Raw genomic sequence first — 24898 nt, 5'->3', positions numbered from 1 at the left:
TCAGCGATGTCGACCTTGGGAACCGCGAGCACCAAACCAGCAAGGGTGGACTGAGTTCCGCTGAGCCACACGTTGTCAATACCCGCGCGCCGGGTCCACAAACCCCGGCAGCACGCTGGGCGCTTCGCCGGCGCGCAGTCGCTCGATCTTGGCGGCAATCTGGGCAATGGATTCGTCGCGCAGGGTGCGCGCCGAAGTGTGGGGTGTGACGGTGATGCGGCGGTGTTTCCAGAAAGGGTGGCCTGCCGGCAAGGGCTCGGTGCGGAACACGTCGAGCGTGGCACCGGCCAGGTGCCCCATGTCGAGCAAGGCCAGCAGGTCGTCGTCCACCAGGTGGGCGCCGCGCGCCACGTTGATGAGGTAAGCCCCGGGCAGCAGGCGCTGCAGGGTGTCGCGGCGCAGGATGTTTTCGGTCTGCGGCGTGAGCGGCAACAGGTTGACCAGCACCCGTGTGCCGGCCAGGAACTCATTGAACTCGGCTTCGCCACTGAAGGTGGTGACACCCGGCATCTTGTGCGGCGTGCGGCTCCAGCCACGCACCGGAAAATCAAACTGGGCCACGGCCTGGGCCACGCGCTGGCCCAACACGCCCAGGCCCAAAATGCCCACGGGAAAATCGGCGCGGCTGCGGGGTTTGCGGTACGACCATTTGCCCTCGGCCACATCGGCCTCGTAGCCGTCGAATTCGCGGAAGTGGCGGATGAGCGCATGGCACACGTACTCGGCCATTTGCACCGACATGCCGGCGTCGTCCAAGCGCACCACCGCCAGCTCGCTCGGCAACTTCAGTTTGAGCAGACCATCCACCCCCGCACCGATGTTGAACATGGCCTTGAGGCGGATCTGCTCGTCGATGAACTGCTGGGGTGGCGACCACACCACCGCGTAATCGGCGCGGGGCGCACCGGGCTGCCACACGTCCACCAGCGCGCGCGGGATGGCCGCGCGCAAGCCACTGAGCCAGGGCTCGGGTTTGGTGTCGGTGCAACAGAAACTGATGTAGGTGACGTCCATGGGGGCTATCGGCAACGCGGGATGATCGATCCGCGATTATCGGCCGCTGCGCTGGGCACGCCCCACACACCGTCGCCATGCCCCGGTCATGCCGGGGTCAACTTGATCAGCTCGGCCCCTTCGGCCACCTGATCGCCGGGGGCGTACAGCAGTTCGGCCACCTGCCCATCACCGGGGGCGGCGATGGTGTGTTCCATCTTCATGGCCTCCAGCACCGCCAGGGCCTGGCCCTTCTTGACGCTGTCACCCGCTTTCACCGCAAACGACACCACCTTGCCCGGCATGGGCGCGGTAAGGCGCCCGCCCTCGCTGGCCGCCTCGCCCGCGTGGGCCAGCAGATCGATCTCGACAATCTGGGTGGCGCCCTGCGCCGCAAACACATGGGCGGTTTCGCCCTGCCAGTCCACCCGCAGTTCGGTGCGCTGGCCGTTGAAGGCGACTTCAAGGCCAGCACCGGTCACACGCCATACCAGCGGGCCGGTCACGGCGGTTTCGCCCTCGCCGACCGTCAGGGCCAGGGCGCCATCGTGGGCGTAGCGCAGTTGGGCCTGCACCGTTTCGCCACCAAACACAAAAGCGAAACGGCGCACGAACTCGCCGTGTGAGCGCCAGCCGTCGCGGCGGCTGAACGGGTCGCTGCCGGCCTGTTGCGCCTCATCGTGCAAGGTTTGCGACACGGCCGCCGCCGCCGCCAGCGCCAGGCCCAGCGGCTCCTGCTTGAACAACACGGCGGCCTCGCGCGGGATGAGCGCGGTGTCCAGTTGGGCTTGTGCAAACGACGGGCTGCGCACCACATGGCGCAGGAACTGCACGTTGTTGGCCACGCCCACGATGTGGGTCTGGGCCAGGGCCACATCAAGCCGGGCCAGGGCCTGTTCGCGGGTGTCGCCGTGCACGATGAGCTTGGCGATCATGCTGTCGTAGTAGGGGCTGATGGTGTCGCCGGGGCGCACGCCATCGTCCACACGCACGGCCCCATGGGTGAAGGCGCTGGCGTCGGGTTTGCGGTACACACGCAAGGTGCCGGTGGCGGGCAGAAACTGCTTGTCGGGGTTCTCGGCGCAGATGCGCGCTTCGATGGCGTGGCCGTGCATGCGCAGCTCGTCCTGCTTGAGCGGCAGCGGCTCGCCCGAGGCCACGCGCAGCTGCCACTCCACCAGATCGAGGCCGGTGATGGCCTCGGTCACGGGGTGCTCCACCTGCAGGCGGGTGTTCATCTCCATGAAGAAGAAGTTCATGACGGGCTTGTTGCCCCCCACGCTTCCCACTTCGTGTGGTTCGCTGCCCCCCGAGGGGGTGCTCGCTTGCTTGGGGCGGCCCGGCGCAGCGCTCGGATCATCGCGCTGCTCCACGATGAACTCCACCGTGCCGGCGCCCACGTAGTTCACCGCACGCGCGGCGGCCACGGCCGCCAGGCCCATCTGCTGGCGCATCTCGGGCGAGAGGCCAGGCGCGGGTGCTTCTTCCAGCACCTTCTGGTGGCGGCGCTGCACCGAGCAGTCGCGCTCGAACAGGTACACACCGTTGCCGTGGGTGTCGCAAAACACCTGGATCTCGATGTGGCGCGGGCGCTGCACGTATTTTTCGATCAGCACCGCGTCGCTGCCAAAGCTGTTGATGGCTTCGCGTTTGCACGATGCCAGCGCGGCCTCGAAGTCTTCGGCCTTGTCCACCGCGCGCATGCCCTTGCCGCCGCCACCCGCACTGGCCTTGATGAGCACGGGGTAACCGATGCGCTCGGCCTCGGCCTTGAGCAGGACCGGGTCCTGGTTGCTGCCGTGGTAACCCGGCACCAGGGGCACACCGGCCTTCTCCATCAGCTGCTTGGACTCGGCCTTGAGGCCCATGGCCAGGATGGCCGATGAGGGCGGGCCGATGAAGACCAGGCCGGCCTGGGTGCAGGCGTCGGCAAACGCCTCGTTCTCGCTCAGAAAGCCGTAGCCGGGGTGCACGGCCTGCGCGCCGGTGGCGCGGGCGGCGTCGATGATGGCTTGCCACTTGAGGTAGCTGTCCTTGGGCGCGGCGCCGCCGAGGTTGACCACCTCGTCGCACAGGGCCACGTGTTTGGCGTGGGCATCGACGTCGGAGCACACGGCCACGGTGCGCACGCCCAGGCGGCGTGCGGTGGCGGCCACGCGGCAGGCGATCTCGCCGCGGTTGGCAATCAAAATCTTGGAGAACATCTAAGCCACCTTTTCAGAAGCGGAAAACAGTCGGGACAAGCGGTGCCATGCGGCCCGCAGAAAACTCAGCAACACCCAGGTGATCCACGCGGCGAGGACCACCACCACCGTCAACACGCCCGCAAAGACCAGCGGGTGGTTCGTGGCCAGCCACAGGGCGCCCAGCACCAACCCGTCCTCGACCAGACTGGCGAGCACGTTGGAAAACGGTTCGGGCGAGGTGTTGATGGCCGCGCGGGTGGTGGTCTTGGCCACCTGGCTGCTGGCCGCCAGCGTGCCGCCCAGCAAGGCGGCCACCAGGGCCATGGTGGCGCTGTCGGCACCAAACACCCCAGCCGCCAAGGCCGCACCCGCAGGCACCCGCAACACGCTGTTGAGCAGGTCCCACAGCGAATCGAGGCCGGGAATCTTGTCGGCAAAAAACTCCACGAACAGCAGCCCGCCGCTGACCACCAGCAGCGCCGGGTGCTGCAACACCTGCAAGCCGCCGGGCAAGGCCCACAGCCCCAGCGCACCACTCAAGCCCACCACAAACACCACCAGGTACAGCCGCAGCCCGCTGGCCCAACCGAGGGCCGCCGCCAGCGCCAGCAGGCTGGTCATGTCGAGGTGCGCGGTGGCGCTGCCCAGCGTGCCGGCGACCGGGCCGAACGCGGCCTGCCACCACAGCGTGAGTTGTTGCCAGACGGTGTGAAGTGTGTGATCCATGTGGGCTCCCTGATGTTTGGCACATCATGGCAGCAACCAATTGGGCTTGCGTTTTTGCAGAAAGGACGACACACCTTCGCGCCCTTCGGCGCTGGCGCGGATGTCGGCGATGCCGTCCACGGTGGTCGCGATCAGCGTGTCGTGGATTTCGCGCTCGGCCACATCGCGCACCAGACGTTTGCAGGCCTTCACCGCAGCGGGGCCCGCATTTACCAGCGCCTGCGCCAGTGCGTCCACACGCGCATCTAGTTCACCAGCCGCCACCACCTCGTGGACAAAACCTATGCGGTGGGCCTCGACGGCGCCGAAACGCTCGGCCGTCAAAAAGTAACGGTGCGCGGCCCGCGCGCCCATGGCGCGGATGACGTAAGGGCTGATGGTGGCCGGGATCAGGCCCAGCTTGACCTCGCTCAGGCAAAAGCCCGCCGTGTGCACCGCCACCGCCATGTCGCACGCGGCTACCAGGCCCATGCCACCGGCGTACACATCGCCCTGCACGCGGGCGATGGTGGGTTGGGGGCATTCGTAAATCGCACGCAGCATGGCCGCCAGCGCGCCGGCGTCCGCCAGGTTTTCTTCGCGCGTGTAGTCGGCCATGCGGCGCATCCAGTTCAGGTCGGCACCGGCACAAAAGGCCGGGCCTTGTGCCGCCAGCACCACCGCCCGCACGTCGTCGCGCTGGCCCACTTCCGTGAACACCTGCGTGAGCTCGGCGATCACTTCGTCGTTGAAAGCGTTGCGCACCTCGGGGCGACTCAACGTGATGCGGGCCACGCCTGTCTGCACGTCCAGGGTCAGGGCCTTTGTCGGTGAATTCATGCGCGGGCCTCCTCTTGCAGGCAGTACACCAGGTCGAGTTCGGGGCAAGACCGACCCAACGCGGTCAACGCGGCCGTGATCTGCCCCCGGTGGTGGGTGCCGTGGTTGAACACGTGGGCCAGCGTGGCAGCAAACGGCAAGGTGGCCGGCTGACCGCGCATGGTGGTGTAGCTGAGCACGCCATCAAAACGCTCGGCCGGCCAGCTTTCGATCAGCGGCAGCCAGTTGGCTGCACCGCCTTTGAGTGCCTGAGCAAGGCGCTCACGGTCGGGCTCCACCTCGCTGTCCAGCGCCACGGTGGGCGATGCACCCTTGGCGAAACGCGAGAACCACAGGAAATGCTCACCCACCAGCAGGTGGTTGAGCGTGCCATGGATGCTCTTGAAAAACAGACCGACGTCGCGCCGGTAGTCGGCCTCGGGCACCTGGGTCACCGCGTCGAGCAGGCGGCGTGTGGCCCACACGTTGTAGCGGGCCAGTTGCAGAAAATGGGTGTGCGGGTTCACACCGACCTCACATGCGGAAGAGGCCGAACTTGGTGTCGGGGATGGGCGCGTTGAGCGAAGCGCTCAGGCCCAGCGCCAGCACGCGGCGGGTGTCGGCCGGGTCGATGACGCCGTCGTCCCACAGGCGGGCCGTGGCGTAGTAGGGGTGGCCCTGGTCTTCGTACTGGCGGCGGATGGGTGCCTTGAAGGCCTCTTCCTCTTCCATGCTCCACTGCCCGCCCTTGGCCTCGATGCCATCGCGCTTGACCGTGGCCAGCACGCTGGCGGCCTGCTCGCCACCCATGACCGAGATGCGCGCGTTGGGCCACATCCACAGGAAACGCGGGCTGTACGCGCGGCCACACATGCCGTAGTTGCCGGCGCCAAAGCTGCCGCCGATGATGACGGTGAACTTCGGGACAGCGGCCGTGGCCACGGCGGTGACCAGCTTGGCGCCGTTGCGGGCAATGCCCTCGTTTTCGTACTTGCGCCCGACCATGAAGCCGGTGATGTTCTGCAAGAAGACCAGCGGGATCTTGCGCTGGCAGCACAGCTCGATGAAGTGGGCACCCTTGAGCGCCGACTCGGAAAACAGGATGCCGTTGTTGGCAATGATGCCCACGGGAATGCCTTCGATGCGGGCGAAGCCGCACACCAGCGTGCTGCCGAAACGGGCCTTGAATTCGTCGAAGTCGCTGTCGTCCACGATGCGGGCGATGATCTCGCGCACATCAAACGGCTTGCGGGTGTCGGTGGGAATGACACCGTACAACTCCTCGGCCGCGAAACGCGGCGGCACCGGCGCGTGGATGGCGATGTTGGGACGTTTGGCCACGTTGAGGTTCTTCACGATCTGGCGGGCCAGCGCCAGCGCGTGCATGTCGTTCTGTGCCAGGTGGTCGGCCACACCGCTCAGGCGGGTGTGCACGTCGCCGCCGCCCAGGTCTTCGGCGCTCACCACCTCGCCAGTGGCGGCCTTCACCAGCGGCGGGCCGCCCAGGAAGATGGTGCCCTGGTTCTTGACGATGATGGTCTCGTCGCTCATGGCGGGCACGTAGGCGCCACCGGCGGTGCAACTGCCCATGACCACCGCGATCTGCGCGATGCCCTGCGCGCTCATGTTGGCCTGGTTGTAGAAGATGCGGCCAAAGTGCTCGCGGTCGGGAAAGACCTCGTCCTGGTTGGGCAGGTTGGCGCCGCCCGAGTCCACCAGGTAAATGCAGGGCAGGCGGTTTTCACGCGCGATCTCCTGCGCCCGCAGGTGCTTTTTCACCGTCATGGGGTAGTAGGTGCCGCCCTTGACGGTGGCGTCGTTGCAGACGATCAGGCAGTCGGTGCCGCTCACGCGGCCAATGCCGGCCACGATGCCGGCGCAGGGCGCGTCGTCGTTGTACATGCCCAGGGCGGCGAGCGGCGCCAGCTCCAGAAAGGGCGTGCCGGGATCGAGCAGCATTTGCACGCGGTCGCGCGGCAGCAGCTTGCCGCGCGCCGTGTGTTTGGCACGTGCGGCCTCGCCGCCACCGGCCGCCACGCGCGCCACCTGAGCCTTGAGGTCATCCACCACGGCGCGCATGGCCAGGGCATTGGCCTGGAACTCGGCCGAACGGACGTTGAGTTGGGTGTCGAGCTGGGGCATGGAAAGTCTCTCGATGGGTAGCGGCCCGCGCCCGGGATCGGGCGCACGGACACTCAATGTAGTGGCACACAGCTTAGGCACAAAGCCGGGTTTACACTGGACAGGGAGGTTGCAAATCGTGCCATCACCTGACCACCCACTTTCCCAAGGAACCGCCGCTACACCGATCGCCTTTGTGCGTGCCATTTGCCTGGCCTACAACCGGCGGGGAATGTCGCCTGACGGCGCGTTGGCGCGAGCACAGATTGCGCCAACGCTGGTGCAACAAGACGGCGCCCACATCACCGCCGGCCAGATGGAATGGTTGTCCGAGGCGGCGATGCGCGAGCTGGACGACGAGGCCCTGGGCTGGTTCTCGCGCCGCCTGCCCTGGGGCAGCTACGGCATGCTCGCGCGCGCCTCGCTGGGCGCACCCAACCTGGGCCGGGCCATGAAACGCTGGTGCCGCCACCACAGCCTGCTCACCGACGACATCGCCCTGACGCTGACCGAAGCCGATGGCGTGGCCACCCTGGCGCTGGAAGAGCGGCGCGACCTGGGCGCGCTGCGCGAGTTCTGCCTGGTGTCGGTGCTGCGCAACGCCCACGGCCTGGCCTGCTGGTTCATCGCTTCGCGCCTGCCCCTGTTGTCGGCCCACTTCCCGTTTGCGCGGCCGGCCCACGGCGAGGTCTATCGCGTGCTGTTCCCTGGTGGAGAGACACATTTCAACGACGGTCCGGCCCGCCTGTGTTTTGACGCCCGCTACCTGGCACAAGCCCTGCGCCGAGACGAAGCGGCCATGAACCAGATGCTTAAACGCGCGCTGCCCTTGACGGTGCGCCAATACCACCGCGACCGCTTGCTGGTGGAGCGTGTGCGCCAGGCGCTGCAGCACCAGCCGCAGCACAGCCACAGCGCCGAGGCCCTGGCCGAGTTGTTGCACGTTTCGGCGCGCACCTTGCACCGCCAGCTCAAAGAGGAAGGCGCCACGTTGCAGGCGCTGAAAGACGAGGTGCGCCGCACGGTGGCCACCGAAGCGCTGCTGCGCACCGACCGCCCGATCAAACAGGTCGCGCAAGCGGCCGGCTTTCGCAACGAAAAAAGTTTTTCGCGCGCCTTCCGATCCTGGACCGGCCTGGGACCGGCCGAATTTCGCCAATCACTCAAGCCTTGAGCAAGCCCGGCAACGCGCCCATGTGTGAAAACACCTGCTGCACCGGCAACCCGGCAAACGCCCGCCCGTGCCCCTGCGGGCAGTAGCCCCACACCGTCGCCCCAGCGGCTAGGCCGGCGCGCGCGCCCACGGCGCTGTCTTCGATCACCAGGCAACGTTCGGGCGCCACCCCCAAATGCGCGGCGGCGGCCAGATAAACGTGGGGTTCGGGTTTGGAGGCCGGCATCTCGTGGCCGCTGAAGACGCGGCCTTCGAACCAGCGCAGGAGGCCGACCTGTCGCAGCTGCATTTCCACTTTGAAGCGGTCGGCACCCGACGCACAGGCGATGCGCCCCTGATGTCCCGCATGCAATGCCGCCACGGTGTCGTGTATGCCGTCCACCGCCAGCAACTCGGCCGCAAGCGCCGCGTTGCGGCGCTCCAGGAAGCGCTCCATCCAGTCGGCCGGCAGTGCGTGGCCACGCTCGGCCGCCCAGGCGGTCATCACGTCGCGGATGGTGCAGCCGGTGAAGTGGTGGTCGATGGCCTCGCGGGTGAGCGGGGTGTCCACCCAGTCCAGCTCCTGCAACATGCCCAACAGCACGCGGTTGACGATGGGTTCGCTGTCCACCAGCACGCCATCACAGTCGAACAACACGGCCTCAAAACGCGGTGCGGTCACAACATGTCTCCGTCCACGTAGAACCAGTGTCCGGCCTCGCACACAAAGCGGCTGCGTTCGTGCAGGCGCTGGCCGCGGCCCGCCACCCGCGAGCGCGCCACGAATTCGACCTCGGCGTGGGTCCCGTCCGTGCGCCGATGTGCGCGAACATCGAGTCCCAACCAACGTTGTGCCGGCTCAAAATCCAAGGTGGCAGGCCGTGTGGTCGGGTGCCAGGTGGCGAGCAGGTAGGCCGCGTTCTGGCGCACAAAGGCGCTGTAACGTGAGCGCATCAGGGCTTCTGCATCGGGCGCGGGCTGGCCGTCATGGCAGGGCTGACAGCAGGCGGCGTAGGGCAGCGGTCGGCCGCGCGCATCCAGGCGGCCACAAGGGCATGCATCGGCCACGGTCGTCACGAGGAGGCGGTCTTGCGGCTGGCCGTGCGCGCCTTGTGCTGCTCCAGCGTTTCGGTCGGTGCACCGGCCTTGACCCAGGCGCCAAAGCCCCCATCGATGTGCGCCACGTTGGTCATGCCCATGTCGCGCAAGGCCTTGGTGGCCAGGGCGCTGCGCCAACCCGCACCGCAAAACAGCACGAACTCCTTGCTCTCATCGCCGAACGCGGGCTTGAAATACGGCGAATCGGGATCGACCCAGAATTCGAGCATGCCACGCGGCGCGTGCAGGGCACTGGGGGCCGTGCCCTCGCGCTCCAGTTCGCGCACGTCGCGGATGTCCACCAGTTGCAGGCGGGCGTCGCCGCTTGTCAGCCGCTCGGCCACCTCGGCCACGGTGTAGGTGGTGATCTGCGCCGTGGCTTCGTCCACCAGCGCGCGGAATCCTTTGGTGATGGGCATGGGGGTTTCCTTCACTTTCTCCAGAAATGGCCGGTGAACAGCACCAGCACACTCAAAAGTTCCAACCGGCCCAAGAGCATGGCGAAAGTGCAAATCCACGTTTGAAACGCGGTCAGGCCACTGAAGTTACCCGCAGGTCCCACGTCGCCCAGACCGGGGCCGATGTTGTTGAGCGTGGCCACCACGGCGGAAAAGGCGGTCACGATGTCCAGGCCTGAGAACAGCAACAGCATGGTCAGGCCCATGGTGCAGGCGCCGTAAATGAGCATGAAGCCCAGCACCGCGGTCATCACGGTGGGCGGCACCACGCCGCGCCCGAGCGTGACGGGGTTGACCACGCGGGGGTGGATGATGCGCACCAGCTCGCGCCGGGCCTGTTTGACCAGCAGCACCATGCGAACCATTTTGATGCCACCGCCGGTGGAGCCGGCACAGGACACAAAACAGCCCAGAAAAATCAGCCAGATGGGCGCGAAGGCCGGCCATTGCGCGTAGTCGGTGGATGCGTAGCCGGTGGTGGTGGCCACCGACACCACATGGAACGCGCTGGCCCGCAGGGCGGCCAGGAAGTCGGTGTACACGCCGCGCGCCATGAGCAGCAGGGTCAGCAACGCGATGGAAGCCAGCAGCACCAAAAGGTAGGTGCGGATCTCGCGGTCGCCCAGGATGGGGCGCAACGAGCGCGTGCGCAACACCATGAAGTAGCGCAAAAAGCTGATACCCGCCAGGGTCATGAACACCACCGCCACCGCTTCGATGAGCGGCGAATCCCAATGACCAAAGCTGGCATCGTGTGACGAGGAACCGCCCAACCCCATGGTGGTGCACATGTGCATGAAGGCGTCGGGCCAGCTCATGCCGGCCCAGCGGTAGGCCAGCATGCACAGACCGGACAACACGAAGTACACACCCCACAGCCCACGCGCGGTTTCGGCAATGCGGGGGGTGAACTTGGTGTCTTTCATGGGGCCGGGCGTTTCGGCCTTGTAGAGCTGCACGCCACCCAGGCCCAGCAAAGGCAACACCGCCACCACCAGCAGCATGATGCCCAGGCCACCGATCAACTGCAGAAAACAGCGCCAGATGTTGACCGCCACGGGCAACTGGTCCAGCCCGGCCAGCGCAGTGGCCCCTGTGGCGGTCAGTCCGCTCATGGCCTCAAAGTAGGCCTTGGTCCAGGTGATGTCGGGCACAGTGAACATCAGCGGCACGGCGGCAAACGCGGGCAACACGACCCAAACCAGGTTGACCAGCAAAAAGCCATCGCGTGCCATCAGCTCGCGCCGGTGGTGGCGCGTGGCTTGCCATAGCACCAGGCCCGACAAAAGCGACAGCAGAAAGCTGCCCAGCCACACCCACTGCACCGCCACGCTGTCATGGAAACGGGCCCAGCCCAATGGCACCAAAAAGGCCGCCGAAAACGCGACCTGGACACGCGCCATCACGGCAAGTACGGGCAAAAACATGGGTGAAACGCCGCTCAGAAGAAGGTGGCACTGACCTGGAACAGGCGTTCCACCTCGCGCACCATGCGTTTGTGCGGGATGAAGATGACGATGTGGTCATCGGCCTCGATCAGGGTGTCGTGGTGGGGCATCAGCACCTGCGAATCGCTGCCCTCGCCACGCACGATGCAGCCGATGCGCGCGCCCTGAGGCAGTTTGATTTCCTCCACCCGGCGCCCCACCAGCTTGGATGTCTTGACGTCGCCGCGTGCGATGCCCTCCAGCGCTTCGGCCGCCCCGCGGCGCAGGCTGTGCACCTGGGCCACGTCGCCCCGGCGCAAATGCGCGAGCAACTCGCCGATGACGGTGTGCGACGGCGAGATGGCGATGTCGATGGTGCTGCCCTGCATCATGTCGGCGTAGGCGCGGCGGTTGATCAGCGAGATCACCCGGTTGGCGCCCAGGCGTTTGGCCAGCATGGCGGCCAGGATGTTGTCTTCGTCGTCGCTGGACAGCGCCAGGAACAGGTCCATCTCGCCCACCTGTTCGTCCTGCAGCAGGTCTTCGTCGGTGCCGTCGCCGTGCAACACCAACATGCTGGAGGGCAACTGGCCGGCGAGGTAGTCGCAGCGTTTGCGATCGCGCTCGATCAGCTTGACCTGGCACTGCCCCACCAGGCTGCGCGCCAGCCGCAGACCGACCTTGCCGCCGCCGGCAATCATGACGCGACGCACGGACTGGTCGGCGCGGTGAATGGCGGCCAACACCTGGCGGATCTTGGTCTTGTCGGCCAGCACAAACACCTCGTCACCGGCCAAGATGCGCGTCTGTGGGCCAGGGTCCACCTCGGCGTCCTGGCGGTAGATAGCCACCACCCGCATGTCCACGTTGGGCAGGCGTTCGCGGATGTCGGCCAGGGTGTGGCCCACCAGCGCGCCACCGTGCACCGCACGCACTGCGATCAGGCAGGCGCGGCCGTCGGCAAACTCCAGCACCTGCAAGGCCTCGGGGTAGTCGATGAGCTGGTGGATGTAACGCGTGACCGACTCTTCGGGGCAGATCACGTGGTCCACCGCAAAGCCGGTCTTGGACATCAGCTCGTCGCCTTCGGCGAACTCGGGCGAACGCAGGCGGGCGATGGTGGTCGGCACATTGAACACGTCGTGTGCCACCTTGCAGACCACCAGGTTGGATTCATCGGCGGCCGCGCAAGCGATCAGCATGTCGGCGTCCTGGGCGCCCGCATCGCGCAGCACCGAGGGCTGGATGCCGTTGCCCACCACACCGCGCAGGTCCAGCCGTTCTTCGAGCAGGCGCAGCCGCTCCGGGTCGTGGTCGATCACGGTGATGTCGTTCTGCTCCGACACCAGGCTCTCGGCCACGCTCTCCCCTACCCTGCCGGCTCCCAGGATGATGATGTTCATGGCCTGGATGTTACCGCCCCGCCAGCGGCGAAGCGTTTACAGCGCGCGCTGGATGATGATCTTTTGCACGTCGCTGGTGCCCTCATAAATCTGGCACACGCGCACATCGCGGTAGATGCGCTCGACCGGGAAGTCGTTCACCACGCCGTAGCCACCCAGGGTCTGGATGGCCACCGAACACACACGTTCGGCGGTTTCGCTGGCAAACAGTTTGGCCATGGCGGCCTCTTTCAGGCAGGGCCGGCCGGCGTCACGCAAGGCGGCGGCGTGCCAGATCAACTGGCGCGCGGCTTCGAGCTGCGTGGCGCAATCGGCCAGGCGGAAACCCACGGCCTGGTGGTTGAAGATGGGCTGGCCGAAGCTCTCGCGCTGCTTGGCGTAGTCGATGGCCACCTCCAGCGCGCTGCGGGCCATGCCCACGCTCTGCGCGGCGATGCCGATGCGCCCGCCTTCGAGCGCGGAGAGGGCAATCTTGTAGCCCTCGCCCTCGGCGCCGATCAGGTTCTCGGCCGGGATGCGGCAGTTGTCGAAGTTGATCTGCGCGGTGTCGCTGCTGTGCTGGCCCAGCTTGTCTTCCAGGCGCGCCACCACATAACCCGGCGCGCTGGTGGGCACAAGGAAGGCACTCATGCCCTTCTTGCCGGCGGCCTTGTCGGTCACGGCAATCACCACCGCCACGTGGCCGTTTTTGCCGCTGGTGATGAACTGTTTGACGCCGTTGATGACGTATTCGTCCCCCTGTTTGACGGCCGTGGTGCGCAGCGCCGAAGCGTCCGATCCGACGTGGGGCTCAGTCAGACAGAAGGCGCCCAGCATCTGGCCGGCGGCCAGCGGGCGCAACCATTGCGCTTGCTGCGCGGCATTGCCGTAGCGCATGAGGATGGCGTTGACGGGGCAGTTGGTCACGGAAATTGCCGTGCTGGTGCCGCCATCACCGGCGGCAATTTCTTCCAGCACCAGGGCCAGCGTCAGGTAGTCCAAGCCGGCGCCGCCCAGCGCCTCGGGCACGCAAATGCCGTAGGCACCCAACTCGGCCAGGCCCTGGTGCACGTCTTTGGGAAAGTGGCGCTCCTTGTCCCACTTGGCGGCGTGGGGCCACAGCTCGGCTTGTGCAAAGGCGCGCACGGCGTCGCGGATGGCTTCTTGGTCGGGGGTCAGCAACATGGTGTGAGTCTCAATGAATGTGTTTACCAAGGCAACGGGGTGCCATCGTGGTTGAGGAAAGCGCCTCGCCACGCGGGAGTACTGGGCGCACGCGTCACGGTGCTGCGCAGGCTGGCAACGCTTTGCGCCACCGACGTGGGCGCCTGTGGCCCGCCCATCTCAGTCTGCACCCACCCGGGATGCAGGGCCAGGCAGGTGACCTCTGGAAAGTCGTGCTGCGCGCAACGGATGTACATGTTGAGCGCAGTTTTAGACATGCGATACAGAGCGGCCATGCCTGTTTCGGTGAGAGCGAAACTGCCGAAGTGACTGCTGATGGCCGCAAAGACGCCCGCACGCTCAGCCAGCATGGGCGCGATTTGAGGCAGAACCATCATCGGCCCCATGGCGTTGGTGTGCATGAGTTGGTCGAACTTTTCGCGCGTGGGCGGCGAGGCTGTGGTGGCCCGATCACCCACGCCCGCCACATACCAAGCGACGTCCAACTTCTCGCCATCCAGCAACCACGAAAAACCGCTCACACTCGCCGGGTCGGCCACATCCACCCTGAGCGCCTGGGCGCCCAGGTTGCGCAAGGTGGCCAGCCCCGCGTCGTCGCGTGCAGTGGCAATCACGCGGTCGCCTGCCTCGCGGTACTGACGCACCAGCTCCAGGCCGATGCCGCGCGAGGCGCCAATGACAAGCACAGTGTTCATGGGAAAGGTCAGCTGTTCAAAGGCGCCCTTGCAGCAAGGCGTAGACGTCGTTGCGGGTGCTGATGGCGAGGACAGTGACGATGTGGTCGGTGTCGTTCACGTGGTAGGCCAGTCGGTATTGAGGCGTGCTGATCTTGATGCGGTACAGATCAGGCGCGCCATGCAAGGCATCCTTGGTCACGCGTGGCCGAATCAGGCGCTCACCCAACAACTTCTTGCGGAAACGGGTTTTGATGCTTTCGTCCAACTTCGCCCACTCCCGCTCGGCGTCGGGATGGATAGCCAACTGGTACGGCATTTCACAGGTCGGACGGGTCGATCAGGCGGGCGCGATCGAGTTCGCCCAGCCGCGCAACGGCCTTGTCGCTCACCACCCGGTCGGCCAGCTGATCCAGCACACGCTGCATCCAGGCGGTGGAGACGATGTAGCCGGCCGGCTTGTTGTGGTTGAGCACCACCAGCGCTTCGTCGCCCGCGCGCTCGAACACGCGCGCGGGCGCCTCGCGCAGCTCGGATATGCCCACACTGGTGTTGGAGAGGATGGGGTCCATAGGATTTGATTAGACGAAATTTCGACGAATTTTAGTCAATTTCCACTCAAGACGCCAGCCCAGCCTCGCTCAGATCAGACCAGCTCGATCGCCATGGCCGTGGCCTCGCCGCCGCCGATGCACAACGTGGCCACGCCTTTTTTGCCACCACGTGCCTGCAAGGCGTGCAGCAGCGTGACCAGGATGCGCGCGCCACTGGCGCCGATGGGGTGGCCCAGGGCGCAGGCGCCGCCGTTCACGTTCACCTTGTCGTGCGGAATGCTCAGCTCCGCCATCAGCGCCATGGGCACCACGGCAAAGGCTTCGTTGATTTCCCACAGGTCCACATCGGCCACGCTCCAGCCGGTTTTGGCCAGCAGCTTTTGGGTGGCTCCCACGGGTGCGGTGGCAAACCAGTTGGGCTCTTGCGCGTGGGTGGTGTGGGCCACGATACGGGCCAGCGGCTTGAGGCCTTGCGCCTGCGCCGTGCTCTGGCGCATCAGCACCAGGGCGGCGGCGCCGTCGTTGATGGACGAGCTGCTGGCGGCGGTGATGGTGCCGTCTTTCTTGAAGGCGGGCTTGAGCGATGGGATCTTGTCGAGCTTGACCTTGCCCGGGCCTTCGTCGACCGACACCACGCGCTCGCCGCTGCGGTCTTTCACGGTGACGGAAGCGATTTCCTTGGCGAAAGCGCCACTCTCGGTGGCGGCCTTGGCACGGGTCACCGAGGCAATGGCGAAGGCGTCCTGCTGTTCGCGGGTGAAGCTGTACTTGGCAGCGCAGTCCTCACCGAAGGTGCCCATGCTGCGGCCGGGTTCGTAGGCGTCTTCCAGGCCGTCGAGCATCATGTGGTCGAAAATTTTGTCGTGGCCCATGCGGTAGCCACCCCGGCCTTTTTGCAGCAGGTAGGGCGCGTTGGTCATGCTCTCCATGCCGCCGGCCACCATCACGGTGGCGCTGCCGGCCAGTAGCATGTCGTGCGCCAACATGGTGGCCTTCATGCCCGAGCCACACATTTTGGACAGGGTAACGGCGCCGGCCGACAGCGGCAACCCGCCCTTGAGCAGCGCCTGGCGCGCGGGCGCTTGGCCCTGGCCGGCCATCAAGCAGTTGCCAAACAGCACCTCGTCCACCAAGGCCTTGTCCACGCCGGAACGCTCCACGGCGGCACGGATGGCAACACCCCCGAGGTCGTGAGCGGCCAGCGAGGCGAAGTCGCTCTGGAAAGCACCCATGGGGGTGCGGGCAGCGCCAACGATGACGATGGGATCGGTTGTGGACATGGCAAAACTCCTGTGAAAAAACGAAGCAAAGGGAAGGATCAAATCGATTCAGCGGGCACGGGCGCCTGGAAGCGCCGGGCCTGTTCGTAAGGGAACACGTCGTGCATGTGGCCAGCGAGGATGTGGTCTTTGTGCGCCTGCCAGAAGACCACGTCCAACAGCTCGGCGTGGTGCTGCAAAAACACCTCGCGCACCGCCGGGTGGCCCAACAAAAAGGGGGCGAAGGTTTCGGGGAACACGTCGTTCTTCGCCACCGCGTACCAGACCTCGCCCGACAGCTCGTCCTCCTCATTGCGCGGCGGTGGCACGCGGCGGAAGTTGCAGTCGGTCAGGTATTCGATTTCGTCGTAGTCGTAAAACACCACCTTGCCCTGGCGGGTGATGCCAAAGTTTTTCCACAACATGTCGCCCGGGAAGATGTTGGCCGACACCAGGTCGCGGATGGCGTTGCCATACTCGATCACGGCATGCGCCATTTGCTGGTGCGCGCGCGGGTTGTCCAGCCCGGTGTCAAAAGCCTCTTGCAGGTAGAGGTTGAGCGGGATCATGCGCCGCTCGATGTAGCAGTGCTTGAGGATGACCTCCAGCTGGCCGTCGCCGTCGCGGTCGGAGATTTCGACTTGGCTGGGCGCGAATCTCTGCAGCTCTTCGATCAGTTCGTCCTCGAAGCGATCACGCGGAAACGCCACCAGCGAGAACTCCAGCGTGTCGGCCATGCGGCCCACGCGGTCGTGCTGTTTGACGAGCTGGTACTTGGCGCGCACCTGTTCGCGGGTGGTGTCCTTCTGGTGCGGGAAGTGGTCTTTGATGACCTTGAACACAAACGGAAAGCTGGGCAGATCGAACACCAGCATGACCATGCCCTTGATGCCGGGCGCGATGCGCAGGCGGTCGGAGCTGTGGCGCATGTGGTGCAGGAAGTCGCGGTAGAACAGCGTCTTGCCCTGCTTGGCCAAGCCGAGTGCGTTGTAGAACTCGGCACGCGGTTTGCGTGGCATGAGGCTGCGCAGGAACTGCACGTAGGCGCTGGGCACGGCCATGTCCACCATGAAATAGGCACGCGCAAAACTGAACAGGAGTTGCAGGTCGTCCTCACCGAACAAGGCGGCGTCGATGACCAGCTGGGCGCGGCGCTGGTGCACGATGGGCAAGGCAAACGGCACTTCCTGGAAGCCGTTGATGATTTTGCCGACCACGTAGGCGCCCTTGTTGCGAAAGAACAGGCTGGCCAGCACCTGCAACTGGAAGTTGGAACGCAGCTTGACGTGGTCGAAGTGGCGCAGCATGGCTTGGTGGACGCGCTCGATGTCGCGCTCCAGGTCCACAAAGGGCACGTGCAAGTCGAAGTCGGTCACCACGCGCTGCAGCTCGGTCGCCAGGGTGTCGCGCCGGGGGTAGTAGCTGCGGTAGGTCGGCCGCGTGCCGACGGCCTCGTCTTCGATGTATTCGGTGCTGACCGCGGGCCGAACGAAGATGAAATCGTTCTGAAAGTAGGTGCGGTGCAGGATTTTGGTGGTGACCGAATTGAAGAAGGTTTCGGCCAGCTCGGGCTGCAGGTGGTTGACCAGCAGGCCGATGTAATGCAGCTTGACCTGCTGCCACACGTCCATGGGTTGCTGGCTGGCCTGGAACTCCTTCTCCAGCCGCATCACACATTCCTTCACGCGCAGGTCGTAGAACTCGATGCGCTCGCGCTGGCCGCGTTGCTGGGCGTGCCAGTCGGCGGTTTCGAAGCGGTGTTTGGCACGCGCGGATTCGGCGCGGAACAGGCGGTAATGGCGGTTGAACCCGTCCATCATGGCCCGGGCGATGCCATAGGCGACGGTGGAGTCCAGCCGCTGGGGGAACATCGCCGGGACCGCCCTCAGGCGTCTTGCCTGGGGTAACGTTTGAGGGCGTTGCGGAAGGTGGACATCACCTCGCCGGGGCGGCTCATGCTCACACCCAGGTCTTTCACCAGCCCGTCTTTGAGGCCATAACACCAGCCGTGCACGGTGACATTCTGGCCACGCGCCCAGGCGTCCTGCAACACGTTGGTCCAGGCCACATTGCCCACCTGCTCGATGACGTTCATCTCGCACAACACGTCCTCCTGCACCGCTTCGGGCAGGTGGTCCAGGCGTTTGCGGTGGCGCATTTTCACGTCGTAGACGTGGCGCAACCAGTTGTCCGCCAGGCCAACGCGCATGCCACGCAACGTGGCCAACACGCCGCCACAGCCGTAGTGGCCCACCACCAGGATGTGTTCGACCTTGAGGTACTCCACCGCGAACTGGATGACCGACAGCGCGTTGAGGTCGGAGTGCACCACCACATTGGCCACGTTGCGGTGCACGAACACCTCGCCCGGCTCCAGCCCGGTGATCTGGTTGGCCGGCACGCGGCTGTCGGAGCAACCGATCCACAGGTACTTGGGGCTTTGCTGCTGCGCGAGCTGGGTGAAATAGCCCGGGCGGGTGCGCTCGGTCTCGGCCGCCCAGCGGCGGTTGTTGTCGATGAGGGTCTGGATGGAGGAGGTCATGCGCCGATGTTACCGAGGCGCGTTCCGCCGCCGGGCCGTCCCAAGGCGGGACAACCCCTTGGTGGGGCAGCGACCCGCGCAGCGGTGGAGCGTGGGGGTTTCGAAGACATCACATCGTTTCGGCAAACAGCTCGCGGCCGATCAGCATGCGGCGGATTTCGCTCGTTCCCGCACCGATCTCGTACAGCTTGGCATCGCGCCACAGGCGGCCCAGCGGGTATTCGTTGATGTAGCCGTTGCCGCCGAACAGCTGGATGCCGTTGCCGGCCATCTTGGTGGCCTCTTCGGCGCACCACAGGATGACCGAGGCGCAGTCCTTGCGCACCTGGCGCACGTGTTCAGCGCCCAGGCTGTCCAGGTTCTTGCCGATCTGGTAGCAGAAGGCGCGACCGGCCTGCAGCACGGTGTACATGTCGGCGACCTTGCCCTGCACCAGTTGGAACTCACCGATGCTCTGGCCGAACTGCTTGCGGTCATGGATGTAGGGCACCACGTTGTCCATGACGGCCTGCATGATGCCGATGGGACCGGCGGCCAGCACGGCGCGCTCGTAGTCCAGGCCACTCATCAGCACCTTGGCGCCCATGTTGAGACCGCCCAGGATGTTTTCGGCCGGCACCTCTACGTTCTGGAACACCATCTCGCCGGTGTGGCTGCCGCGCATGCCCAGCTTGTCCAGCTTCTGGGCGGTGAAAAAGCCCTTCATGCCCTTCTCGACGATGAAGGCCGTCACGCCGCGTGCGCCCATCTCGGGCTCTGTCTTGGCATAGACCACCATGGTGTCGGCATCGGGGCCGTTGGTGATCCACATCTTGCTGCCGTTGAGCAGGTAGTAGCCGCCTTTGTCTTCGGCCTTGAGCTTCATGCTGATGACATCGGAGCCGGCGCCCGGCTCGCTCATGGCCAGCGCGCCCACGTGTTCGCCGCTGATGAGCTTGGGCAGGTACTTCTGCTTTTGCGCGTCGTTGCCGTTGCGCTTGATCTGGTTGACACACAGGTTGGAGTGCGCGCCATAGCTCAGGCCCACGCTGGCCGAGGCGCGCGAGATTTCCTCCATGGCGATCATGTGCGCCAGGTAGCCCATGTTGGCGCCGCCGTACTGCTCGGGCACGGTGATGCCCAGCACACCCAGCTCGCCCATCTTGGGCCACAGGTCCATGGGGAATTGGTCGTTGCGGTCGATCTCGGCCGCGCGCGGGGCGATCTCGGCTTGGGCAAAGTCGCGCACCGCGTCGCGCAAGGCATCGATGTCTTCACCGAGTTGGAAATTCAGGCCAGGCAGGTTCATGTTTGTGTCTCCAGACAATCAGGATTGGATGTTCTCGCGGCCGGTCACGGCCATCAAGGTGCAGCCCATGGTGGCGGCCAGTTTTTCACGGCCGCCATCGATGGCGAAAAAGTGCCCCTCGCACACGGTGATGGTGCGCCCTGGTTTGACCACCGTGCCGACGGCACGGAAATGTTGACCCTTGGCGGGTGCCAGCAGGTTGATCTTGAACTCGATGGTGAGCACCGCCGCGTCAGCCGGCATGAGGCTGAAGCCAGCGTAGCCACAAGCGGAATCGAGCGCGGTGGACACCAGGCCGGCGTGGATGAAGCCGTGCTGCTGTGTCAGCCCTTGCGCCCAGTCGAAGGCGATGACCACCCGCCCTGGCGCCACTTCCTCCAGCCGCGCACCCAGGGTGTCCATAGCGCCCTGGCGGGCAAAACTGCCCCGGACGCGGTCGGCAAATTCGGGCACGGCGGGCACAAAGGTGGGCTGGGTCATGCAAGCACTGGCAATTGACGTTTACGTAAACGTCAATTATGACCCAGCCCAACCCAGGCTGCCAACTGGGGTTTGCCACAAGCCCGTCGGCGCACGGGGTTACGCCCGCCCGGCTACGATGCCGGTTCTGTCACTTTCACCTTTGAACCGTTCGCACATGAAGCTCTATTACTCGCCCGGCGCCTGCTCCCTGGCCAGCCACATCGCCATCGAAGAAGCCGGCTTGGCCTATGAAGGCATTCCGGCACCCACCAAAACGCACCAGCTGCCCGACGGCACCGATTACTACACCATCAACCCGCTGGGCTATGTGCCGCTGCTGCAACTGGACGACGGCACCAAGCTGACCGAAGGTCCGGCCATCATGCAGTTCATCGCCGACCAGGCCCCCGCCAAACAGCTGGCGCCCACCAACGGCACCGTGGCGCGCTACCAGCTGCAGGCTTGGCTCAACCTGATTGCCACCGAAGTGCACAAGGGTGGCTTCAGCCCCTTGTTCAACCCCGCCACGCCCGCCGAGGTGAAGGCCGCCACCACCGAACGCCTGCAAGGCCGCTTGAAGTGGGTCAACAGCCAACTCGAAGACAAGTCGTTTTTGATGGGTGAACAGTTCACCGTGGCCGACGGCTACCTGTTTGTGGTGTGTTCCTGGGCGCCGCGTGTGGGTGTGGATTTGTCGGCCCACACGAACATACAGGCCTTCTCGGCCCGGGTCGCCGCACGCCCCGGTGTGCAGGCCGCGATGCGCGCCGAAGGCCTGCTGGGCTGACCACCCGGCTCAAGCCTTTTCGGTTTTTTCCGTCTTTTCAACCTTGGCCAGGAGGCTACGCGCCTCCTTTTCGTGCACCTTGACTTCGTCGAGGTTGGCCTGCAAGTCGGCCAGCTGGTCTTCGATCTGCTGGCGGTGCGCGGCCAACACCTGCAAAAACTTGCGCAACTGCGGCCCCGTGTCGCGCGGGCTGTCGTACATCTCGATGATGTCCTTGGCCTCGGTGAGCGAAAAACCCAGACGCTTGGCGCGCAGTGTGAGTTTGAGGCGGGTGCGGTCACGCGACGAATACACCCGGTTGCGCCCGCCGGGGCCTCCGCGCTGCGGCTGCAGCAGGCCCATGTCTTCGTAGAAACGAATCGCGCGGGTCGTGAGGTCGAACTCCCGCGCCAGGTCGCTGATGGTGTAGGTCGGGTTCGTGGCCATGGGTGGGTTTTACTTTGACGTTTACGTTAACGTCAAGTGGCGCATCTTAACGCCATGCCCCACCGTAGGCCTGAAGGTCAGATTTCGATTTTGGAGCCGAGCTCGATGACGGCGTTGCTGGGCAGATTCAAAAAGTCGGCAGCCGCGCCCGCGTTGTGGTGCATCTGCGCGAACAGCTTTTCGCGCCAGGGCGCCATGCCACTGCCCAGCGAGGGGATGACCGTGTCGCGCGACAGGAAGTAGCTGGTCGTCATGGCCTCCAGCTCACAGCCACGGCCACGCAGCAACTGCAAGGCCTTGGGCACGTCGGGGTCGTTCTTGAAACCGTAGTGGATCACCACCTGCCAGCAGTCGTGGCCCAGCGGCTCCACCTCCAGCCGCTTGTCCAGGCCAATCCAGGGCACCTCGTGGTTGCGCACGGTCACGAACAGGTTTTGCTCGTGCAGCACCTTGTTGTGCTTGAGGTTGTGCAGCAAAGCGTTGGGCACCGCCCCCTTCTCGGCGGTCAAGAACACCGCCGTGCCCGCCACCCGCAGCGGCGGGCTCACGAACACCGCCTCCAGGAAACTCGACAGGTCGATGGCTTCGGCCATGTGGGCCTCGGTCAACAAGGCGCGGCCTTGTTTCCAGGTCATCATCAGGGCGAACACCACACCGCCAATCAAAAGCGGGAACCAGCCGCCGGCAAACAGCTTGAGCAGGTTGGACGAGAAGAACAGGATGTCCACCACAAAAAACCAGCCGGTGGCGGCCAGGCACAACCAGAGCGGGTACTTCCAGCCGTAGCGGATGACAAAGAAGGTCAGCACGGTGGTGATCAGCATGTCCAGCGTGACCGCGATGCCGTAGGCCGCCGCCAAGTTGCTGGACGACTTGAACATGACCACGGCCAGCACGATGGCGGCAAACAGTCCCCAGTTGACGAAGGGGATGTAGATCTGACCCGTGTCACGCACGCTGGTGTGTTGTATGCCCAGGCGCGGCAAGTAGCCCATCTGAATGGCTTGTTTGGTGACGCTGAAGGCCCCCGAAATCAGGGCCTGCGACGCGATGACGGTGGCCATGGTGGCCAGGCCCACCAGGGGCAGCAACAACCAGTCGGGTGCCATGTTGAAGAAGGGGTTCTTGACCGCCTCGGGGTCTTCCAGCAACAAGGCGCCCTGGCCAAAGTAGTTGAGCGTCAGGCAGGGCATGACCACGGAAAACCAAGCCAGCCGAATGGGCTTTTTGCCGAAGTGCCCCATGTCGGCGTACAGCGCCTCGCCACCCGTCACACACAACACCACCGCGCCCAGGATGATGAACGTGGTGCCCGGCTGCTGCCACATGAAACGCAGGGCATGGTGCGGGCTGAGCGCCCCCAGGATTTCGGGGTGGCCGATGATGTGCGAGACCCCCAGCGCGGCGATGGTGAAGAACCACACCAGGGTGATGGGGCCAAAAAATTTGCCGATGCCGCCGGTGCCGCGTTTTTGCACCGCAAACAGCACAAACAGCACCACCAGGGTGATGGGCACGACGTATTGCCGGAAGGCGGGCGACACGACCTCCAGGCCCTCCACCGCCGACAGCACCGAAATGGCGGGGGTGATGACACCATCGCCATAAAACAGCGAGGTGCCGAAAATGCCGATGACCAACAGCACGCGGCGAAGTTCGGGTTTGTCTTTGACGGCCTGTGAGGCCAGCGCCAGCATGGCGATCAGGCCGCCCTCGCCCGCGTTGTCGGCCCGCAGCACCAGCACCACGTACTTGAGCGAGACGATGACGGTCAGCGTCCAGAACACAATGGACAACACCCCGTACACGTTGTCGTGGGTGAAGGGCACATGCCCCGAGCCGAAGACCTCCTTGACGGCGTACAGCACGCTGGTGCCGATGTCGCCATAGACCACGCCGATGGCGCCCAGGGTGAGCGCCGCGAGTGAGGATTTGGATGCAGCCACAAAAAACCGGCGCCGGCTCAATGCCGCTGCCGCGCTGTTGCAAGGTGGCCGATTCTGCGCCTGCGGCCCCACCCTGCCAACCGGGTATGGCGTCTAAACCACACCCGCGTGACCGCGCATGTTGCGCTGCAACAACTTTCAGTCGTAGGTCTCGGCGTCCGGGTCGGTGGCTTCGAGTTCGTAGCTGGCCGCCAGCATGGCCAGGCGACCGATCACACCGTACATGTAGAAGCGGTTGGGCGCGCTGGCGCCGGGCTTCTGACCGGGCTGGGGCATGATGGCGCTTTTCTCGAAAGCCAGGGGCACAAATCGGGCGCCCGGCGCGCTCAGGCTTTCCTCTTCGCCGCGCTCGGCGTGCACACGGTAGAAGCCGCCCACCACATAGCGGTCCATCATGTAGACCACCGGCTCGGCCACCGCGTCGTTGATGCGCTCGTGGGTCAACACCCCTTCCTGGATGATCACATCGGGTGCCACGGTCGCCCCACCGGCAGCCACCATGGCCTTCTGGGTCTTGGCCACCAACACGTCGAGGTCTTTCACGTCGCGCACCGACAGCAGGCCAAAACCGGGGTGGCTGTCATCGGCCTTGACCACCACAAACGGCTTCTCGTTGATGCCGTATTCCTTGTACTTGCGACGCACCTTGGTCAGCAGCGCGTCCACGTTGCTGCGCAGGCACTCCAGGCCGGTGCCTTGTGCAAAATCCACCTCGCCACACTGGTTGTAGAGCGGGTTGATCAGCCAGGGGTCCATGCCCAGCAGCTTGCCGAAGCGCTTGGACACCTCTTCGTAGGCCTTGAAGTGCTGGCTTTTGCGCCGTGTGGCCCAGCCCGCGTGCAGCGGCGGCAGCAGGTACTGCTCGTGCAGGTCTTCCAGAATGCCCGGCACGCCGGCGCGCAAGTCGTTGTTGAGCAGGATGGTGCAGGGGTCGAAGTTTTTCAGGCCCAGGCGGCGCTTGCTGCGGATCAACGGCTCCAGCGTCACCTTGTCGCCACCCGGCAGTTCGATGGTGGTGGGGTCCTTGATGTCGTTGGACAGCGAGCCCAGGCGCACGTTGAGGCCGGCCATGTAGAACAGCCGCTGCAGTTGCGCGAGGTTGCTCAGGTAGGAGATATCGCGGCGGTTCTCGGGCACCAGCAGCAGGTTTTTGGCCTCGGGACAGATCTTTTCGATGGCGGCCATGGCGGCCTGCACCGCCAGTGGCAGCATCTCGGGCGTGAGGTGGTTCCAGCCGCCGGGGTAGAGGTTGGTGTCCACCGGCGCCAACTTGAAGCCCGCGTTGCGCACGTCCACCGCCGAATAAAACGGCGGCGTGTGCTCCATCCACTCCAGGCGGAACCAGCGTTCGATCACCGGCGTGGATTCGAGGATGCGCTGCTCCAGCTCATTGATGGGGCCAGTGAGTGCGGTGACGAGGTGGGGGACCATGG

General features: G+C 65.3%; 25 protein-coding genes. 2 read left to right on the top strand and 23 right to left on the bottom strand.

All coding sequences use genetic code 11. The features are described from left to right. Positions 1 to 75: 75 nt before the first annotated feature. The 6 genes from ACFQPB_RS01980 to ACFQPB_RS01955 all read right to left on the bottom strand — a co-directional run bounded on the left by ACFQPB_RS01980 (position 76) and on the right by ACFQPB_RS01955 (position 6845). Positions 76 to 1014, bottom strand: coding sequence for a 2-hydroxyacid dehydrogenase (locus ACFQPB_RS01980; protein WP_382219365.1), 939 nt, complete (start codon positions 1012 to 1014; stop codon positions 76 to 78). 86 nt (positions 1015 to 1100) lie between these two features. Then, positions 1101 to 3197, bottom strand: coding sequence for an ATP-binding protein (locus ACFQPB_RS01975; protein WP_382219363.1), 2097 nt, complete (start codon positions 3195 to 3197; stop codon positions 1101 to 1103). Continuing rightward, positions 3198 to 3905, bottom strand: a complete 708-nt coding sequence (locus ACFQPB_RS01970; RefSeq protein ID WP_382219361.1) for a DUF4126 domain-containing protein — start codon at positions 3903 to 3905, stop codon at positions 3198 to 3200. It abuts the gene before it with no gap. A 24-nt stretch (positions 3906 to 3929) separates the two neighbouring features. After that, on the bottom strand, positions 3930 to 4724 hold the full coding sequence (locus tag ACFQPB_RS01965) for an enoyl-CoA hydratase/isomerase family protein (RefSeq protein WP_382219359.1): 795 nt from the start codon (positions 4722 to 4724) through the stop codon (positions 3930 to 3932). Continuing rightward, positions 4721 to 5230, bottom strand: coding sequence for a DinB family protein (locus ACFQPB_RS01960; RefSeq protein ID WP_382219358.1), 510 nt, complete (start codon positions 5228 to 5230; stop codon positions 4721 to 4723). Before ACFQPB_RS01960 ends, ACFQPB_RS01965 begins: the two co-directional genes overlap by 4 nt. Positions 5231 to 5237: 7 nt before the next feature. Beyond that, positions 5238 to 6845 (bottom strand): carboxyl transferase domain-containing protein, encoded by a 1608-nt coding sequence (locus tag ACFQPB_RS01955; protein ID WP_382219356.1) that lies wholly within the window; start codon positions 6843 to 6845, stop codon positions 5238 to 5240. A gap of 118 nt (positions 6846 to 6963) precedes the next feature. Here ACFQPB_RS01955 and ACFQPB_RS01950 point away from each other — a divergent pair, with 118 nt between their 5' ends. Then, positions 6964 to 7998 (top strand): AraC family transcriptional regulator, encoded by a 1035-nt coding sequence (locus ACFQPB_RS01950; RefSeq protein ID WP_382219354.1) that lies wholly within the window; start codon positions 6964 to 6966, stop codon positions 7996 to 7998. Here ACFQPB_RS01950 and ACFQPB_RS01945 read toward each other — a convergent pair. The 14 genes from ACFQPB_RS01945 to ACFQPB_RS01880 form a co-directional block, all read right to left on the bottom strand. Further along, positions 7988 to 8659: an HAD family hydrolase gene (locus ACFQPB_RS01945; RefSeq protein WP_382219353.1), complete on the bottom strand. Its 672-nt coding sequence runs from the start codon at positions 8657 to 8659 to the stop codon at positions 7988 to 7990. The genes ACFQPB_RS01950 and ACFQPB_RS01945 overlap by 11 nt on opposite strands. Continuing rightward, a complete protein-coding gene (locus ACFQPB_RS01940; RefSeq protein ID WP_382219351.1) occupies positions 8656 to 9045 on the bottom strand; it encodes a YchJ family protein in 390 nt (129 codons plus the stop codon). The genes ACFQPB_RS01945 and ACFQPB_RS01940 overlap by 4 nt, the downstream gene beginning before the upstream one ends. A gap of 5 nt (positions 9046 to 9050) precedes the next feature. Further along, on the bottom strand, positions 9051 to 9494 hold the full coding sequence (locus ACFQPB_RS01935; protein WP_382202104.1) for a rhodanese-like domain-containing protein: 444 nt from the start codon (positions 9492 to 9494) through the stop codon (positions 9051 to 9053). Between the two features lie 11 nt (positions 9495 to 9505). Beyond that, positions 9506 to 10960, bottom strand: a complete 1455-nt coding sequence (locus ACFQPB_RS01930; RefSeq protein ID WP_382219349.1) for a TrkH family potassium uptake protein — start codon at positions 10958 to 10960, stop codon at positions 9506 to 9508. Positions 10961 to 10974: 14 nt separating this feature from the next. Continuing rightward, positions 10975 to 12363: a Trk system potassium transporter TrkA gene (trkA, locus tag ACFQPB_RS01925; RefSeq protein WP_382219347.1), complete on the bottom strand. Its 1389-nt coding sequence runs from the start codon at positions 12361 to 12363 to the stop codon at positions 10975 to 10977. 36 nt (positions 12364 to 12399) lie between these two features. After that, on the bottom strand, positions 12400 to 13527 hold the full coding sequence (locus tag ACFQPB_RS01920; RefSeq protein ID WP_382219346.1) for an acyl-CoA dehydrogenase family protein: 1128 nt from the start codon (positions 13525 to 13527) through the stop codon (positions 12400 to 12402). Positions 13528 to 13550: 23 nt separating this feature from the next. Then, a complete protein-coding gene (locus ACFQPB_RS01915) occupies positions 13551 to 14222 on the bottom strand; it encodes an SDR family oxidoreductase (RefSeq protein WP_382219344.1) in 672 nt (223 codons plus the stop codon). A gap of 16 nt (positions 14223 to 14238) precedes the next feature. Then, complete coding sequence (locus ACFQPB_RS01910) at positions 14239 to 14520, bottom strand: type II toxin-antitoxin system RelE family toxin (RefSeq protein WP_382219342.1); 282 nt, start codon at positions 14518 to 14520, stop codon at positions 14239 to 14241. Between the two features lies 1 nt (position 14521). Further along, complete coding sequence (locus tag ACFQPB_RS01905) at positions 14522 to 14773, bottom strand: type II toxin-antitoxin system Phd/YefM family antitoxin (RefSeq protein WP_382219340.1); 252 nt, start codon at positions 14771 to 14773, stop codon at positions 14522 to 14524. 74 nt (positions 14774 to 14847) lie between these two features. Then, entirely contained in the window at positions 14848 to 16035 is a 1188-nt protein-coding gene (locus ACFQPB_RS01900; RefSeq protein WP_382219338.1) for an acetyl-CoA C-acyltransferase, read from the bottom strand. A 38-nt stretch (positions 16036 to 16073) separates the two neighbouring features. Next, positions 16074 to 17885 (bottom strand): bifunctional isocitrate dehydrogenase kinase/phosphatase, encoded by a 1812-nt coding sequence (aceK, locus tag ACFQPB_RS01895; RefSeq protein WP_382219336.1) that lies wholly within the window; start codon positions 17883 to 17885, stop codon positions 16074 to 16076. A gap of 14 nt (positions 17886 to 17899) precedes the next feature. Next, positions 17900 to 18556 (bottom strand): carbonate dehydratase, encoded by a 657-nt coding sequence (gene can / locus ACFQPB_RS01890; protein WP_382202120.1) that lies wholly within the window; start codon positions 18554 to 18556, stop codon positions 17900 to 17902. A 109-nt stretch (positions 18557 to 18665) separates the two neighbouring features. Further along, positions 18666 to 19844, bottom strand: coding sequence for an isovaleryl-CoA dehydrogenase (locus ACFQPB_RS01885; RefSeq protein ID WP_382219334.1), 1179 nt, complete (start codon positions 19842 to 19844; stop codon positions 18666 to 18668). 18 nt (positions 19845 to 19862) lie between these two features. Further along, on the bottom strand, positions 19863 to 20324 hold the full coding sequence (locus tag ACFQPB_RS01880) for a PaaI family thioesterase (protein WP_382219333.1): 462 nt from the start codon (positions 20322 to 20324) through the stop codon (positions 19863 to 19865). Positions 20325 to 20481: 157 nt separating this feature from the next. On the opposite strand from ACFQPB_RS01880, the gene gstA reads away from it, so the two are divergent. Then, a complete protein-coding gene (gstA, locus tag ACFQPB_RS01875; RefSeq protein ID WP_382219331.1) occupies positions 20482 to 21093 on the top strand; it encodes a glutathione transferase GstA in 612 nt (203 codons plus the stop codon). Between the two features lie 9 nt (positions 21094 to 21102). Here the strand turns inward: gstA and ACFQPB_RS01870 are convergent, their stop codons facing one another. The 3 genes from ACFQPB_RS01870 to gshA all read right to left on the bottom strand — a co-directional run bounded on the left by ACFQPB_RS01870 (position 21103) and on the right by gshA (position 24896). Next, positions 21103 to 21519 (bottom strand): MerR family transcriptional regulator, encoded by a 417-nt coding sequence (locus tag ACFQPB_RS01870; protein ID WP_382219330.1) that lies wholly within the window; start codon positions 21517 to 21519, stop codon positions 21103 to 21105. A 77-nt stretch (positions 21520 to 21596) separates the two neighbouring features. Beyond that, complete coding sequence (locus ACFQPB_RS01865; protein WP_382219328.1) at positions 21597 to 23465, bottom strand: potassium transporter Kup; 1869 nt, start codon at positions 23463 to 23465, stop codon at positions 21597 to 21599. Positions 23466 to 23603: 138 nt separating this feature from the next. Next, entirely contained in the window at positions 23604 to 24896 is a 1293-nt protein-coding gene (gshA, locus tag ACFQPB_RS01860; protein WP_382219326.1) for a glutamate--cysteine ligase, read from the bottom strand. Positions 24897 to 24898: the final 2 nt, after the last annotated feature.

Origin of the sequence: Hydrogenophaga atypica (assembly GCF_042665215.1) — a bacterium.
GTDB lineage: Bacteria > Pseudomonadota > Gammaproteobacteria > Burkholderiales > Burkholderiaceae_C > Hydrogenophaga > Hydrogenophaga defluvii_A.
This window is presented reverse-complemented; position numbering and strand designations above follow the sequence as displayed.